We start from the raw sequence: 12160 nt of genomic DNA on the forward strand, positions 1-12160 counted from the left end.
TTGCGCGCATGAGAGCGGCCTCGGTGAGATCCTCTCCTCGCCGGGGCCGCATCGCGTTCAGGTCGCAATTAGAGGAGTCGGTAAACGTTGCACTTGGAACGCCGCTTCACGAGGCACGTTCAATGTTGAAATGGAGATTTCCATGAAGCATCGATTGCTCCTGGCCGCCGCCTCTCTCGCGCTCGTGACGGGCCTCGGCTCCCCAACGGCGGCCGTCGCACAAGACCGCTACTGCCTTCAGGGCCGCGTCTGGGGCTATCCGGGCAACTGCCAGTTCGCCAGTTACGCTCAGTGCATGGCGACTGCATCGGGAACGCACGCCTATTGCGGCGTCAATCCTCGCTATGCCTATGCACGGCGATATAGGGGATATCGGTGACCGGCCCAGGTGCAGACTGGTCATCGATCCTCCTTCTGACCGATCCCGCCGCTGAGCCGAGCGGCCCCGCGGCAGCAGAGCAAACGCTCAAGGCGCGCCAGGGACCGCTTTAGCTCTCTCGCTCGATACGCCGGCGGATGTCCAGCAAAAACTGGCTGACACCATCATCTGGGCTGACGCCGTCAGGCGACGCTATGGTGGTGATGCCCCAGTTCGCCAATACAGCCTCCTGCACCGGATTGCGCTGCGTGACGAACGCGAAGGACCTCGGTCGGTCCTGGCGGTGCCCGGACTCATCCCAACTCTGCCAAATCCGATGCAGCAGGAGCCGAATGTTGGGATCGGACATGCTGTATCCGATGAAAAGCAGCGTGCTGCCCAAGGCATCGGCGCGAAACCGGATATCGAGTGGCGAGTCGAACGCGAGCCGGTTGAGGAAGTCGGTCTCGGTCAAGACGAGCGAGGCATCGTCGTCGAAGTCGCCATGAAATTTGATGATGTGCGTGACGCCGGAACGGGCGCTTGCAATGTCCTTTGCGTTGCTGATCTTGGCATAGGGCTTTTCCAGGACCTCGAAGGCCGTCTCGAGGTTGCGGTCGTAGTTCGTGGTGTAAATGGTCGGAAAATCGAGCTCCACGATCAGCCGGTGGAGCCGTGAGGCCGCGATCCTGTCCGGGTCGACGCGCCAGTTGCGGTCGAGCCAGCTGCGGAGCGGGCCGATTCCGCCGCGCTTCAGCCGGTAGTACTCCGCCAGCATCTGATAGCCGCCGTGCATCCCAGCGATCACGTCGCGCTCAAGTCCAAGGTCATCCAGCAGATGGTCGATCAGAGATTGCCAGGACGGCAGGCCGACAGCCATCGAGACGCCGGCGCCGACGAACAGGATCGCGCAGCGTCGCTTGATCGCCGCGGCCAAGACCTCATGAGGCGGTCGCTCCTCGAATGCGAGTCCGGTCGGTTGCTGGTTCATCTACCTTGAATAACTGGACGAGACGCGGGTTCCTGGAGCCATGCCATCGCTCAGCGGTGAGGGGGCGGTCTTCTCCGTCTGCGCCGCGAAGCGGGCGATTAGACGACGAAGCTGCGCCTTGTGCACCAGACGGCCCGCCGTCTTCGGCGAGACCCAGATTGCTTCACGCTCTCCCTTTTCCGGCCACCAGCGCTCCTGCCCGTGGACCCTCATGGGAAAGACGGCAACGTTCATGGTCCGCTTGCGATCACCCTTCCGCTTGCGATGCTTGAAGGAGCCCAGCGCGCGCTTTGCGGTGACGCCGACGAGACCGGCCTCCTCGTACGCCTCGAGCGCAGCCGTACGGTGCGGCTCCGTCTTGCGCATCGGCGATCCCTTCGGGACACTCCACCTGCGCTTGCGCCTGGTCGTGATCAGCATCACGCGCAATTCGGAATTGTTCAGCATGAACGGCAACGCGGCGAATTGTTTCTTGCCCATCAGGCGCCTCCAGTTTGGTCGATAAGCCTACCCCGCAGCCATCGTTCCTTTATGCGCGAGTGTCCGTCCCCGATCAGAACTTCCGTTCGACCATCTTGAGGCGCAATCCGGAAATGGCTTCGCCCGGATTCAAGCCCTTGGGACACGCCTTCGCGCAGTTGAGGATGGTGTGACAGCGATAAATCCTGAAGGGGTCTTCGAGCTTGTCGAGGCGCTCGCCCGTCGCCTCGTCGCGACTGTCATTGACCCAGCGGGCCGCCTGGATCAGGGCCGCTGGGCCGAGGAAACGCTCGGAATTCCACCAGTAGCTTGGACAAGATGTCGAGCAGCAGGCGCAGAGGATGCACTCGTAGAGCCCGTCGAGCTTGGCCCGATCCTCATGGCTCTGTCGCCATTCCTTCGGTGGTGTGGGTGACACGGTTTGCAGCCAAGGTTCGATCAATGCGAGCTGTGCGTAGAAATTCGTCAGGTCGGGAACGAGGTCCTTGACCACTGGCTGATGCGGCAAGGGCAGCACGCGCAGCGGCTCGCCGTTCGGAACGTCCTCGCTCATGGACTTGGTGCAGGCGAGCGTGTTCTGGCCGGCGACATTCATCGAGCAGGAGCCGCACACGCCTTCGCGGCAGGACCGCCTGAATGTCAGCGTGGAGTCGATGTTGTTCTTGATCCAGATCAGACCATCCAGAACCATGGGCCCGCAATCGCTCATATCGACGAAGTAGGTGTCGAGCCGGGGATTGCGTCCGTCGTCGGGATTCCAGCGATAGACCTGGAATTCGCGCAACGATTTGCTGTCCGGCTTGGGCCAGATCCTTCCCTTTTCGACGCGGGAGTGTTTCGGAAGCCTGAACTCGACCATGTTACCTCCGGGAAGACATGAGGCGTGATAACCGCGCATCAGCCGGGATTGAAGCAGCGTAGTTGCAGAAGATCATCCAGCGACACACCCAACAGCACGATGCGAAAGGCCGGTGCTGTAGCGAGCATCAGCAGCAATATAAAAATGGCATAGACCAGAGCTGGCGAGGTCTCTCTAGCGAGGCTGTAGACTGCTTTCCGCATGGACCCTCCCTTGCGTGCCGGCGCGTGTCATGGCGGCGCCGATGACCAACATGGCCGCACCCCATAGCAGGAAGCCGATGTCCCAGAAGATGCGCTGCTCGTGAGGCACGGTCTCATTCACCTGGTGCAGCTTGAAGACCTCATGGTCAACCACGCCTTCAACCAGATTGAAGATGCCCCAACCGAGCAACACCGCGCCGAGACACTGGCCGCGCGACCAGTGGATGTCAGACCCGCGCGCCCGTTGCCACAGCACATACAGGCCGAGGAGCACAACAACATAGGCCGCGCTGTGGAAGATGCCGTCCCAGGTCGTGTTGAGCTTGACGTTGTCGATGGAGTTGAGCGGATACCAGCCGCTTAACATATGATGCCATTGCAGCAGCTGATGAAACACGATGCCGTCAAAAAACCCGCCCAGACCAAGCCCGAGAAGGACGCCCGCGGAAATCGGAAAGCTGCGTGAATTTCTGTGTTGCATGATTTTGCTCGTGCGCCGGTCGGCATCTGGATGATGGACAAACCGTCCTCAGTGCTGCCGTTCCTATGATCATGACGCACTTCCCGTGCCAATAACCTGCGTTAACCTGCGGGCTCGTGCCAGGATGCCGACATCAGGTGGAGCATCGCCCGGCTGCTTACGGCGGCGATAGGAACGTTCGAAACGGTCGCAGCGTCTTGTGAATCCAACATTGGAGATTCCACGTCGTATTTGCGATCAGATGGCACCCCGGCGAACAGCAGGTCGCATAGATGTCGCCGCCGATCATTCAGCGTCACCTGGCGATCCTGAGCAATCTCAGGGAAGTCGGCTAGAGCTTCACCAAGCGACAAAGGAGCGACGGTGGCCGTGTGTGTCCGCCCACGTCAAAGTCTTCGATGATTCCAATCGCGAGGAGCCAATATGGCGTATGCCCTGTTCAAGGACGGCGAAAAACTGAGCCGGACGTTTTCAACCAAAGAGGAAACCCTGAAAAAGGCCGAAGACGCCGGTCTGGTCGAAAGCGGCGGGGGTCAGCCCAGGCTCGAGGATGACCTGAAGATCAAGCCCTGCTCGCCCGACCCCGAACCTCGAAGCGAGGACGACCTCGATTGGACGCCGGAAAACCCGGCGTCCTGATCGCCGATCTAACAGCCTTTGCAGATGCTCTTGATCTTTCGATCGACGTGGGAATCCTGAGAGTTCTCCGAGCGTATTTCGGCGTCGCCCGGGATCGACGGACCGGGTGTCGCAGTTCCGTCAATCCGTCCGCTGCTGGTCCCCCCTGCGGGATTGCCGGCCCGCCCGACGGTGGTCGATCCTCGCGGCCCGCCACCGCTCGATTGGGCCGTTCCAGCGGTGTTCGTGCCGGTAGCCGTCGTGCCACGCGAAGCCGCGGCCGCGTCGCCTGGATTGCCCAGGCTGGGCGATGCACCGCCCGTCTGGTTTGTAGCTCCTGCAGACCCAAGGCCTGCCGACCCAGGGCTTGTGGCACCGCCGGTGCCGCCGCTCGTGCTGCTCGCGCTTGCTCCGCCCGATCCTCCCGAACCGCCGCCACCGCCACTCTGCGCCGAGGCGGCCCCTATCGACGCGGTCGCCAGGAACGCGATCAGCATCAAGCTCGAAGTTGTCTTAGCCATTGCTCAGCTCCTCTCACGATCGTCGTGCGTGTGATGTTGATCGCGCTCACCACCGCCTCCCGAGACGTGTGATTTGCGGTCGTTGGTAGCCGTTCCGGGCGCAGGGCGCTCATGCTCGCGACCTCCCTTTTCGGGGTGCTTGCGATCCTGCCGCGAGGAGCCCGGACCACCGAAGCGTTCACTGTCTGAGTTCTTGTGTGGCATTCATCGGTCCTGCTGGTAGCCTTGGTTTGTCGTGTTCTGCTTGATGTTGCCGTGACGACCCTGGGTGTCGAAGTTCTCGCGGTCGGGGACTCTTTCATCCGTCTCGATCCTGGGATCAGATCCGGGTCCCTTGTCGCTGCGCTGCTCTGGCGGCATGGGGGGCAATTTGGACATTGCATGCTCCTTGTTTCGGTCTCGCGACCTCATGCGCTGGCAATGAGATGGGGCGGCGGTCGTTCCTGATCGATGCTGATGCATGCCCCTAGGAACGAACGATTCCTGCCCGTGTTGACCCCGCAGTTCATACGGAAGGCTTTTTGTTCATGGTCCAGGCTCTATCGCGGGAAACGGAGAAGGACGGCACCCGGAAGCTGATGATGGCGGGATCGCTGGCGTACGTTGATCGCGTGCCACCACACCGACAGATCGCAGAGAGGACAAGTTATGCCGAAAGCGAAAGCGCCTGAAAACGACCCGAGAGAAACACCGGTCGACGATCCGCGACAGCAGACGGATTTGCCAACCCACCGGCAGACGGACCAGCCTTGGCAGGGAAATCCCGAGAAGGAGCAGATCGACCCAAAGCGTCCCCCGATTGATCTGGAGCGATGGCAAAAGTCGAATACCCACTAGCTGCTACGCATGCGCTTCGTTCACGCGTCGAGCTCATGGATGGTGGGCCGCAGGTCGCCGCCCTCATCGAGATCGAGCGTTGCCAGCGTGATCGGCAGCTTGAATCGCCTTGGACCGGCGCTTCCAGGATTCAGGAAAAGCACTCCGTTGATCGTGTTGACCTGCACCCGATGCGAATGTCCTGATATCACCACGTTCACACCGGTTGCCGCGGGGTCGATGGCGAGCGCCTTGAGATCGTGAAGGAGGTAGAAACAACGAGCGCCGAGGTGCACTGTTTCGGTTTCGGGATAGCGCCTCGCCCAACTGCCGACATCGACGTTTCCCCTGATGGCGGTGACGGGCGCTATTCGGCAAAGCCTCTCCAGAACCTCCGGCGCGCCGATATCACCAGCGTGGAGGATATGCGACACCCCTGCAAGACGGCGTCCGGCCTCAGGTCTGAGAAGGCCGTGCGTATCCGAGATCACTCCGATCCTCAACGCCATGTCAGGCCGCGACTTCAGTGCAGGACATCCAGTGGCACTTTCCCGATCTCCTCACCCTGCTGGTTCGTGACCAGGATGGAAAAATGACGATTCCTGAGTTCGGGACGCTCCGCAAGGAGCCTCTTCGCGATCTCCTCGGCAACGTCCAGCGCCACGATGTCGTCGGGCAATTCAGCTCCTCCCTCGTCGGCGACGGTCTCGGAGTCGACCAGATCAAAATGATAGCGCGGCACGTGAACCCTCAATTCGTCGCAGGAACGCGCGATCTCGGGCCTTCGTTCCGGCGCTCGCACGTCAACGCCCGGCGTGTGCGCAGGAACCCTCAGGGTCATCGCGGCATTGCTGCTTTTTGGAGCCGACACATGCTCGGAGAGTTGCGCGTGCTTGCCCAGCCGGGCGCAATCATCGCCAGTCTCGCCGTCCTGTTGCTGATGGCCGCTGGCGATGCGGCGATCGTGATCGCCGTGAAGGGCTGGCCATTCTAGCCCGATGATTGATGTCGGACATCCCTCTTCGGCCCATCGCTCCGATTAGCGGATAGGAACCTTTGTAGGCCTGCCCGGTTCCGCCTGTGAAGCGGAGTGCGACAAGGCGTCAATGCAGGTCTGGGTGCGAAGGGTTCTGGTGTTGTGCACGATCTGGCCGCTCACGGCGTGTGCGGGCCGGCAATCGGCGCTCGATCCGCAAGGGCTGCAATCCGACCAGATCTTGCACACGCTGTTCATCTTCCTCGCTGTGTCGGCGGTCGTCTGGACCGCCGTCGTGATCGCGCTCTGCATCGGAATGATGCGGCGAAAACGTTCGGCTGATCGGCCGCTTGACCTTCACCAAGCCTTCGAGGAATGCTCCGGGCGCGTCATCCTCGCGCTTGGGATTGCGACCACCGCCGTCGTGCTCGGTCTCTCCTTCGTGAGCTATGCCGGACAACGTACCGTCTTTGCCAAGGACGAGAAAGCCCACATCCTCAAGATCATCGGCCACCAATGGTGGTGGGAGGTCCGCTATGAGGCCGACAGTCCGCAGCAGAGTTTCGTGACGGCCAACGAGATCCGGATCCCGACCGGCCAGCCGGTGAAGGTCGAGCTGGAATCGGCGGACGTGATCCACAGCTTCTGGGTGCCGAGCCTGACCGGCAAAATGGACTTGATCCCCGGGCAGAAGAACGAGCTGCAATTCACGGCGAAGAACGCGGGCATCTATCGCGGGCAATGCGCCGAGTTCTGCGGGATCCAGCACGCCCACATGGCATTTGCCGTGATCGCGATGTCACCCGACGAGTTCGGCCGCTGGCGCCACCATGAAAACCAGAGCGCCAACAGCCCTGCCGATCCGCTCGGCAAGCAGGGCGAGGCTCTGTTCCGGGCGCGCGGATGCGCCTTGTGCCACAACATTAGCGGCACGCTGGCCGGCGGGCAGCTCGGCCCGGATCTCACGCATATCGGCAGCCGCACGACCATCGCGGCGGGAACGTTGCCGAATAATTCGGCCACGCTCGGCGCCTGGATCGCCGATCCCCAGCACATCAAGCCCGGCAATCTCATGCCGAGGATGCCGCTGCAATCGGATGAAATGATCGCCATCATTCATTATCTGGAGCAGCTCAAGTGAGCATCGCCGCTGAACCAAATGAGTTGCGGGACGACGTCCTGAACGGCCTTCGACTTTCCACACAGCTGGAGAAAGTGTGGCGCACGCCGTCCGGCTGGATGGGCGCGCTGACGTCGGTCGACCACAAGGTGGTCGGCCGCCGCTACATCATCACGGCGTTCGTATTCCTGCTCCTCGGCGGCCTCCTCGCGGTCCTGATGCGCATTCAGCTGGCCGGGCCGGAGAAGACGTTTCTCTCCGCCGACAAGTACAATCAGGTCTTCACGATGCACGGCTCGACGATGATGTTCCTGTTCGCCGTGCCGGTCATGGAGGCGTTCGCCGTTTATCTGGTGCCGTTGATGGTCGGCACGCGGAACATCGCCTTTCCGCGACTGAACGCCTTCAGCTATTGGATGTTTCTGTTCGGCGGCTGCTTTCTCTGGATTTCCTTTGCGCTGAATGTCGGCCCCGACGTTGGCTGGTTTGCCTATGTCCCGCTCTCCTCGCTGCAATTTACGCCGACAAAGCGCCCGGATGTCTGGGCGCAAATGATCACCTTCACCGAGGTCGCGGCGCTCGCCGTCTCCGTGGAAATCATCGTGACCGTGTTCAAGCTCCGCGCGCCCGGCATGACGCTCGACCGCATTCCCCTGTTCGTCTGGGCCATGCTGGTGACGAGCTTCCTTGTGATGTTCGCGATGCCCTCGATCATGGTCGCATCGACGTCACTGATCCTGGATCGCCTCGTCAACACGCGCTTCTATGATTCCTCCTCGGGCGGACATCCCCTGCTCTGGCAGCATCTGTTCTGGTTCTTCGGCCATCCCGAGGTCTACATCATCTTCATCCCGGGCACGGGAATGGTCTCGGCGATCCTCGCGACGTTCGCACGACGGCCGGTGATCGGCTATCCCGTGGTGATCCTCTCGTTGATCGCGACCGGCTTCCTGTCGTTCGGTCTCTGGGTCCACCACATGTTCGTCACGGGCCTGCCCCAACTCGGCGCGGCCCTGTTCACAGCCTCCAGTATGCTGATCGCGGTGCCGAGCGGGCTGCAGATCTTCTGCTGGCTGGCAACGCTCTGGGACGGGCGTCCGGTCTACCGGACCCCGCTGTTGTTCGTGATCGGCTTCATCGTGATCTTCGTGCTCGGCGGGCTGTCCGGCGTCATGGTCGCCTCGGTCCCGATCGACACCCAGGTGCACGACACCTATTTCGTCGTCGCCCACTTCCATTATGTCCTGATCGGCGGCGCTGTGTTCCCGCTGGTCGGCGCGGTCTACTACTGGTTTCCCAAGATCGCCGGCCGCATGCTCAGCGAGCGACTCGGGCGCTGGAATTTCTGGCTCGCCTTCATCGGCTTCAACGTCGCCTTCTTCCCGATGCACATCCTCGGGCTGATCGGAATGCCGCGCCGGGTCTACACCTACACCGCCGACATGGACTGGGCGCACCTGAATCTCGTGTCCAGCGGTGGTGCTCTCATTTTCGCGCTCAGCTTCGCGTTGCTTTTGGTCAATGTGGTCTACAGCTTGCGTAAGGGCGCGCTCGCAGGCGACAATCCCTGGGATGCCTCCACGCTGGAATGGGCGACGTCATCGCCGCCCCCGCCGCAGAATTTCGACCGCATTCCGGTGGTCAAGCACCGCGATCCGCTGTGGGCCGATAGCGAGAGCCTGCCCGTGGTCGCGGGTCTGAGCGCCGAGCGGCGCGAGGTCCTGCTGACGTCGCTCGCGGAAGCCGAGCCGCAGATCCGCGAGGCTTCGCCCGAACCCAGCATCTGGCCACTGCTCACAGCTATCGCAACGACCGTGTTCTTCATCGGCTCGATCTTCACGCCCTGGGCGGTGCTCTGGGGCACGCCGCCGATGGCCGTCACCTTGATCGGCTGGTTCTGGCCGAGCGGCAGCAAGGAGGACGAGGAGTGAGACAGACCATCGTCCGCAATGTCGCTGAACTGCCGACTTACGGCTACGGCCCGCGCAGCGGACCGTGGTGGGGCGCGATGGGCTTCATGGCGCTGGAAGGTATGGGCTTTGCCATTGCCATCGGTGCCTATCTCTATCTCTACGCCGTCAACCCAAGCTGGCCGATCGGCGCCTCGCCGCCCGATCTCTGGCCAGGCACAGCCGAAGTCGTGGTCTATCTGCTGAGCATCATCCCGAACGAGATCACCAACCGCGCCGCACACCGGCAGGATCTCGCGAAGGTGCGGACCGGACTCATCGTGATGGCCCTGATCGGCATTGCCCTGCTGGTGCTGCGCGGCTTCGAGTTCGCGCATCTCAACACCCGCTGGGACAATTCAGCTTACGGCTCCATTGTTTGGCTCATTCTGGGGCTGCACACGACCCACCTTGCCACCGATGTCGGCGACACGGTCGTGCTGGCGGTATTGATGTTCACGCGCCATGCGAAACCGCGCCGGTTCAGCGACGTGACCGACAACGTGTTCTATTGGAACTTCGTCGTGCTCGCCTGGCTGCCGCTCTATGTCTTGCTCGATTGGGTGCCACGCCTATGACCGCAGCCGATCGACATTCCAGACTGCTTTATTGGGCCGGCGTTGCGCTCGGGCCCATCGCGTGGGGTATCAACTTGCAGGGCGTCTACGTGCTCGCGCACTTCTCCTGCGAACAGACCAGGCTCAGCGGCGCGATCATGAGCGCGGTTCTGGCTGTCGTCGCGCTGGCAGGCACTGTCATTTCGGCCCGCGCCGTTCGGCGCGGCGCGGGGGCTGAATGGGCCGATGCGCGGGGTGGCGGACCACGAACGTTCATGGCCTGGCTCGGCGTCGGCTCCGGCGTGTTATTTGCGCTGGTGATTGCGAACCAGTTCGCCGCCTCGCTCATGATCAGCCCATGCCTGCGCTGAGCTTTGCAGCACTGCTGCTCGCGCTGCTCGCGGCGCCGGCCGATGCGCACGGACTATCGGATGTCGATCCCGGTTCGCTGTGGAGCTACGATCCCTGGCTCATGGCCCCGCTCTATGCCGTCGGTATCGGCTTCTATGTCGGAACGCAGCGGCTCTGGCATCATGCAGGTGGTGGCCGTGGCGTCAGCTTCCGCCAGGTGGCCGCGTTCTGGACCGGATGGCTGGTGGCCGCACTTGCCGTGACCTCGCCGCTGCACTGGCTCGGCGAGCGTCTGTTCACCGCGCACATGGTCGAGCACGAACTGCTGATGGTGGTCGCGGCACCGCTGATGGCGTTCGCCCGGATCAATGGTCCTCTGCTGTGGAGCCTGCCGGCCCGGCTTCGCCCGGCGGCAGGCCGCATGCTCGATCTGCCGATATTGGCGTGGCCCTGGCGTTTTGTAAGCCACCCCATGAGCGCGACCATCCTGCACGGCGCAGCGCTCTGGGTCTGGCATGCACCGCCTTTATATGCGTGGGCGCTCGAGAATACGGCGATCCATCGTCTCCAGCACATCAGCTTCTTCGCGACTGCGCTGTTGTTCTGGTGGGTGCTGCTGCATGGCCGCGGTCAGGGCCGTAGCACTCGAATTCGCGACGGCATCGCTGTCGCGTGCCTTTTCATCACCATTTTGCATTCCGGCGTGCTCGGAGCTCTGCTGACCGTGTCGCCGCGGCTGTGGATCCCAGGCCAGGGCGCCCTCGCCGGGGAATTCGGCCTCTCGGCACTCGAGGACCAGCAGCTCGCCGGCATCCTGATGTGGGTGCCCATGGGCCTACTCTATACCGGCGCCGCGTTGTTCTTTGCTCACCGCTGGCTGACTGCGAACGGCGGTCATTCCCGCCTGCCGCTCCCTTCAACATCCGGGCTGAGCGACGCTGCATAGGAACCGCAACTTCTGTTCGAACGTTCGCCTGCCGACTGCGACACTCCACGGAGGCCACATGGAAAAACGATCCGTCATGGTGCTAACGGCAATCACCGCAGCATTCTTGGTGCCTGCAGTCTTGAGCGCGCAGGACCAACCCAAGTCAGGGATGTCGTGCCCGGTCGACCATGACAAGCTCGCCGATATCCTCAAGAAGAGTGTCAAGCCGGGCGGCGGCCCCAGCAACGGCGGTCTCGACAACAACGAGTGGGCTGCCGTCGTCAATCGGCAGGGCATCGTCTGCGCAGTTGCCTATAGCGGCGGCAAGGTCGACGACCAGTGGCTCGGCAGCCGGGCCATCGCGGCCGAGAAGGCCAATACGGCAAATGCGTTCAGCCTGAAGGACAAGGCGATCGCGACCGCCAATCTCTATGCCGGTGCGCAGCCCGGCGGGTTCCTGTTCGGAGCGGCACTCGGCAACCCGCCGTCTCCGGAAGCCTTGTACGCCGGATCTCCCGACAACTTCGGCACGGCCCAGGATCCGATGGTAGGCAAGCCGATCGGCGGCACCATCGTGTTCGGAGGCGGGTTGGCGCTCTATGACGGCAACGGCATCACGGGCGCGCTGGGCGTCAGCGGCGACAGCTCCTGCGCCGATCACAACGTGGCCTGGCGCGTGCGTCACCAGCTCGGGCTCGACCGCGTGCCGGCCGGCGTCAGCCCCAACATGAAAGACGCAATCATCTATGACATCGGACCCGACGGCAAAAGTCCGTCTGGATTTGGCCACCCCAAGTGTAACGGCAAGGAAGATCAGATCGCAGTTGACCTCGGCGCCGGCGTGTCCGGCAACGTCGTGAGATAGCTCGTCGTCGGTCTCACCTCTTTGGAACCAAGCGAAGTCGGAACGTTTGTAGGTTCGTAAACCGGCCTGCAACGGCGCACGGCCTCA

18 protein-coding genes are annotated in these 12160 nt (G+C 62.4%); 10 read left to right on the forward strand and 8 right to left on the reverse strand.

The annotated features are described in order from the left end of the window. Nucleotides 1-142 precede the first annotated feature (142 nt). Nucleotides 143-379 (forward strand): DUF3551 domain-containing protein, encoded by a 237-nt coding sequence (locus IVB42_RS30430; RefSeq protein WP_083926601.1) that lies wholly within the window; start codon nt 143-145, stop codon nt 377-379. Nucleotides 380-488: 109 nt separating this feature from the next. Here the strand turns inward: IVB42_RS30430 and IVB42_RS30435 are convergent, their stop codons facing one another. The 5 genes from IVB42_RS30435 to IVB42_RS30455 form a co-directional block, all read right to left on the reverse strand. Beyond that, nucleotides 489-1349 carry an SIR2 family protein gene (locus IVB42_RS30435; RefSeq protein ID WP_018460384.1) on the reverse strand — a complete coding sequence of 287 codons (861 nt, stop codon included), beginning with the start codon at nt 1347-1349 and terminating at the stop codon, nt 489-491. Beyond that, the gene (locus IVB42_RS30440) at nt 1350-1829 is read right to left on the reverse strand and encodes an NUDIX hydrolase (protein WP_018460385.1); all 480 of its coding nucleotides are present in this window, start codon (nt 1827-1829) and stop codon (nt 1350-1352) included. It abuts the gene before it with no gap. A 73-nt stretch (nt 1830-1902) separates the two neighbouring features. Next, a complete protein-coding gene (locus IVB42_RS30445) occupies nt 1903-2688 on the reverse strand; it encodes a succinate dehydrogenase iron-sulfur subunit (protein ID WP_018460386.1) in 786 nt (261 codons plus the stop codon). 38 nt (nt 2689-2726) lie between these two features. Then, complete coding sequence (locus IVB42_RS30450; RefSeq protein ID WP_157643156.1) at nt 2727-2891, reverse strand: hypothetical protein; 165 nt, start codon at nt 2889-2891, stop codon at nt 2727-2729. Continuing rightward, the gene (locus IVB42_RS30455) at nt 2863-3372 is read right to left on the reverse strand and encodes a DUF2243 domain-containing protein (RefSeq protein ID WP_204511969.1); all 510 of its coding nucleotides are present in this window, start codon (nt 3370-3372) and stop codon (nt 2863-2865) included. Before IVB42_RS30455 ends, IVB42_RS30450 begins: the two co-directional genes overlap by 29 nt. A 423-nt stretch (nt 3373-3795) precedes the next feature. Between IVB42_RS30455 and IVB42_RS30460 the strand changes: the two genes are divergently transcribed. Continuing rightward, nucleotides 3796-4011, forward strand: coding sequence for a hypothetical protein (locus IVB42_RS30460; protein WP_018460391.1), 216 nt, complete (start codon nt 3796-3798; stop codon nt 4009-4011). 503 nt (nt 4012-4514) lie between these two features. On the opposite strand, the gene IVB42_RS30465 is transcribed toward IVB42_RS30460, so the two are convergent. Both IVB42_RS30465 and IVB42_RS30470 read right to left on the reverse strand, forming a co-directional pair. Further along, the gene (locus IVB42_RS30465; protein ID WP_083926603.1) at nt 4515-4715 is read right to left on the reverse strand and encodes a hypothetical protein; all 201 of its coding nucleotides are present in this window, start codon (nt 4713-4715) and stop codon (nt 4515-4517) included. Continuing rightward, complete coding sequence (locus tag IVB42_RS30470) at nt 4716-4889, reverse strand: hypothetical protein (RefSeq protein WP_247393599.1); 174 nt, start codon at nt 4887-4889, stop codon at nt 4716-4718. A gap of 270 nt (nt 4890-5159) precedes the next feature. Between IVB42_RS30470 and IVB42_RS30475 the strand changes: the two genes are divergently transcribed. Further along, the gene (locus tag IVB42_RS30475; protein ID WP_083926604.1) at nt 5160-5348 is read left to right on the forward strand and encodes a hypothetical protein; all 189 of its coding nucleotides are present in this window, start codon (nt 5160-5162) and stop codon (nt 5346-5348) included. Nucleotides 5349-5368: 20 nt separating this feature from the next. On the opposite strand, the gene IVB42_RS30480 is transcribed toward IVB42_RS30475, so the two are convergent. Next, nucleotides 5369-5836 carry a metallophosphoesterase family protein gene (locus tag IVB42_RS30480; RefSeq protein WP_247295139.1) on the reverse strand — a complete coding sequence of 156 codons (468 nt, stop codon included), beginning with the start codon at nt 5834-5836 and terminating at the stop codon, nt 5369-5371. Nucleotides 5837-5853: 17 nt separating this feature from the next. Here IVB42_RS30480 and IVB42_RS30485 point away from each other — a divergent pair, with 17 nt between their 5' ends. The 7 genes from IVB42_RS30485 (at nt 5854) to IVB42_RS30515 (ending at nt 12073) form a co-directional block, all read left to right on the forward strand. Further along, entirely contained in the window at nt 5854-6321 is a 468-nt protein-coding gene (locus IVB42_RS30485; RefSeq protein ID WP_198293419.1) for a hypothetical protein, read from the forward strand. Nucleotides 6322-6460: 139 nt separating this feature from the next. After that, on the forward strand, nt 6461-7444 hold the full coding sequence (gene coxB, locus IVB42_RS30490) for a cytochrome c oxidase subunit II (protein ID WP_245288577.1): 984 nt from the start codon (nt 6461-6463) through the stop codon (nt 7442-7444). After that, nucleotides 7441-9354, forward strand: a complete 1914-nt coding sequence (gene ctaD / locus IVB42_RS30495) for a cytochrome c oxidase subunit I (protein WP_018460397.1) — start codon at nt 7441-7443, stop codon at nt 9352-9354. The genes coxB and ctaD overlap by 4 nt, the downstream gene beginning before the upstream one ends. Further along, nucleotides 9351-9950 carry a cytochrome c oxidase subunit 3 gene (locus IVB42_RS30500; protein ID WP_018460398.1) on the forward strand — a complete coding sequence of 200 codons (600 nt, stop codon included), beginning with the start codon at nt 9351-9353 and terminating at the stop codon, nt 9948-9950. Before ctaD ends, IVB42_RS30500 begins: the two co-directional genes overlap by 4 nt. Then, nucleotides 9947-10300 carry a hypothetical protein gene (locus IVB42_RS30505; RefSeq protein ID WP_018460399.1) on the forward strand — a complete coding sequence of 118 codons (354 nt, stop codon included), beginning with the start codon at nt 9947-9949 and terminating at the stop codon, nt 10298-10300. The genes IVB42_RS30500 and IVB42_RS30505 overlap by 4 nt, the downstream gene beginning before the upstream one ends. Continuing rightward, nucleotides 10288-11226 carry a cytochrome c oxidase assembly protein gene (locus IVB42_RS30510; protein WP_018460400.1) on the forward strand — a complete coding sequence of 313 codons (939 nt, stop codon included), beginning with the start codon at nt 10288-10290 and terminating at the stop codon, nt 11224-11226. The genes IVB42_RS30505 and IVB42_RS30510 overlap by 13 nt, the downstream gene beginning before the upstream one ends. Nucleotides 11227-11284: 58 nt before the next feature. Then, nucleotides 11285-12073, forward strand: coding sequence for a heme-binding protein (locus IVB42_RS30515; protein ID WP_026234021.1), 789 nt, complete (start codon nt 11285-11287; stop codon nt 12071-12073). Nucleotides 12074-12160: the final 87 nt, after the last annotated feature.

The sequence above is a fragment of the Bradyrhizobium sp. 45 genome (assembly GCF_023073155.1).
Lineage (GTDB): Bacteria > Pseudomonadota > Alphaproteobacteria > Rhizobiales > Xanthobacteraceae > Bradyrhizobium > Bradyrhizobium canariense_D.

Coding starts and splice junctions, on each gene's coding strand:
- IVB42_RS30430 (WP_083926601.1), top strand. CDS start 143: ATGAAGCATCGATTGCTCCTGGCCGCCGCCTCTCTCGCGCTCGTGACG.
- IVB42_RS30435 (WP_018460384.1), bottom strand. CDS start 1,349: ATGAACCAGCAACCGACCGGACTCGCATTCGAGGAGCGACCGCCTCAT.
- IVB42_RS30440 (WP_018460385.1), bottom strand. CDS start 1,829: ATGGGCAAGAAACAATTCGCCGCGTTGCCGTTCATGCTGAACAATTCC.
- IVB42_RS30445 (WP_018460386.1), bottom strand. CDS start 2,688: ATGGTCGAGTTCAGGCTTCCGAAACACTCCCGCGTCGAAAAGGGAAGG.
- IVB42_RS30450 (WP_157643156.1), bottom strand. CDS start 2,891: ATGCGGAAAGCAGTCTACAGCCTCGCTAGAGAGACCTCGCCAGCTCTG.
- IVB42_RS30455 (WP_204511969.1), bottom strand. CDS start 3,372: ATGCAACACAGAAATTCACGCAGCTTTCCGATTTCCGCGGGCGTCCTT.
- IVB42_RS30460 (WP_018460391.1), top strand. CDS start 3,796: ATGGCGTATGCCCTGTTCAAGGACGGCGAAAAACTGAGCCGGACGTTT.
- IVB42_RS30465 (WP_083926603.1), bottom strand. CDS start 4,715: ATGCCACACAAGAACTCAGACAGTGAACGCTTCGGTGGTCCGGGCTCC.
- IVB42_RS30470 (WP_247393599.1), bottom strand. CDS start 4,889: ATGTCCAAATTGCCCCCCATGCCGCCAGAGCAGCGCAGCGACAAGGGA.
- IVB42_RS30475 (WP_083926604.1), top strand. CDS start 5,160: ATGCCGAAAGCGAAAGCGCCTGAAAACGACCCGAGAGAAACACCGGTC.
- IVB42_RS30480 (WP_247295139.1), bottom strand. CDS start 5,836: ATGGCGTTGAGGATCGGAGTGATCTCGGATACGCACGGCCTTCTCAGA.
- IVB42_RS30505 (WP_018460399.1), top strand. CDS start 9,947: ATGACCGCAGCCGATCGACATTCCAGACTGCTTTATTGGGCCGGCGTT.
- IVB42_RS30510 (WP_018460400.1), top strand. CDS start 10,288: ATGCCTGCGCTGAGCTTTGCAGCACTGCTGCTCGCGCTGCTCGCGGCG.
- IVB42_RS30515 (WP_026234021.1), top strand. CDS start 11,285: ATGGAAAAACGATCCGTCATGGTGCTAACGGCAATCACCGCAGCATTC.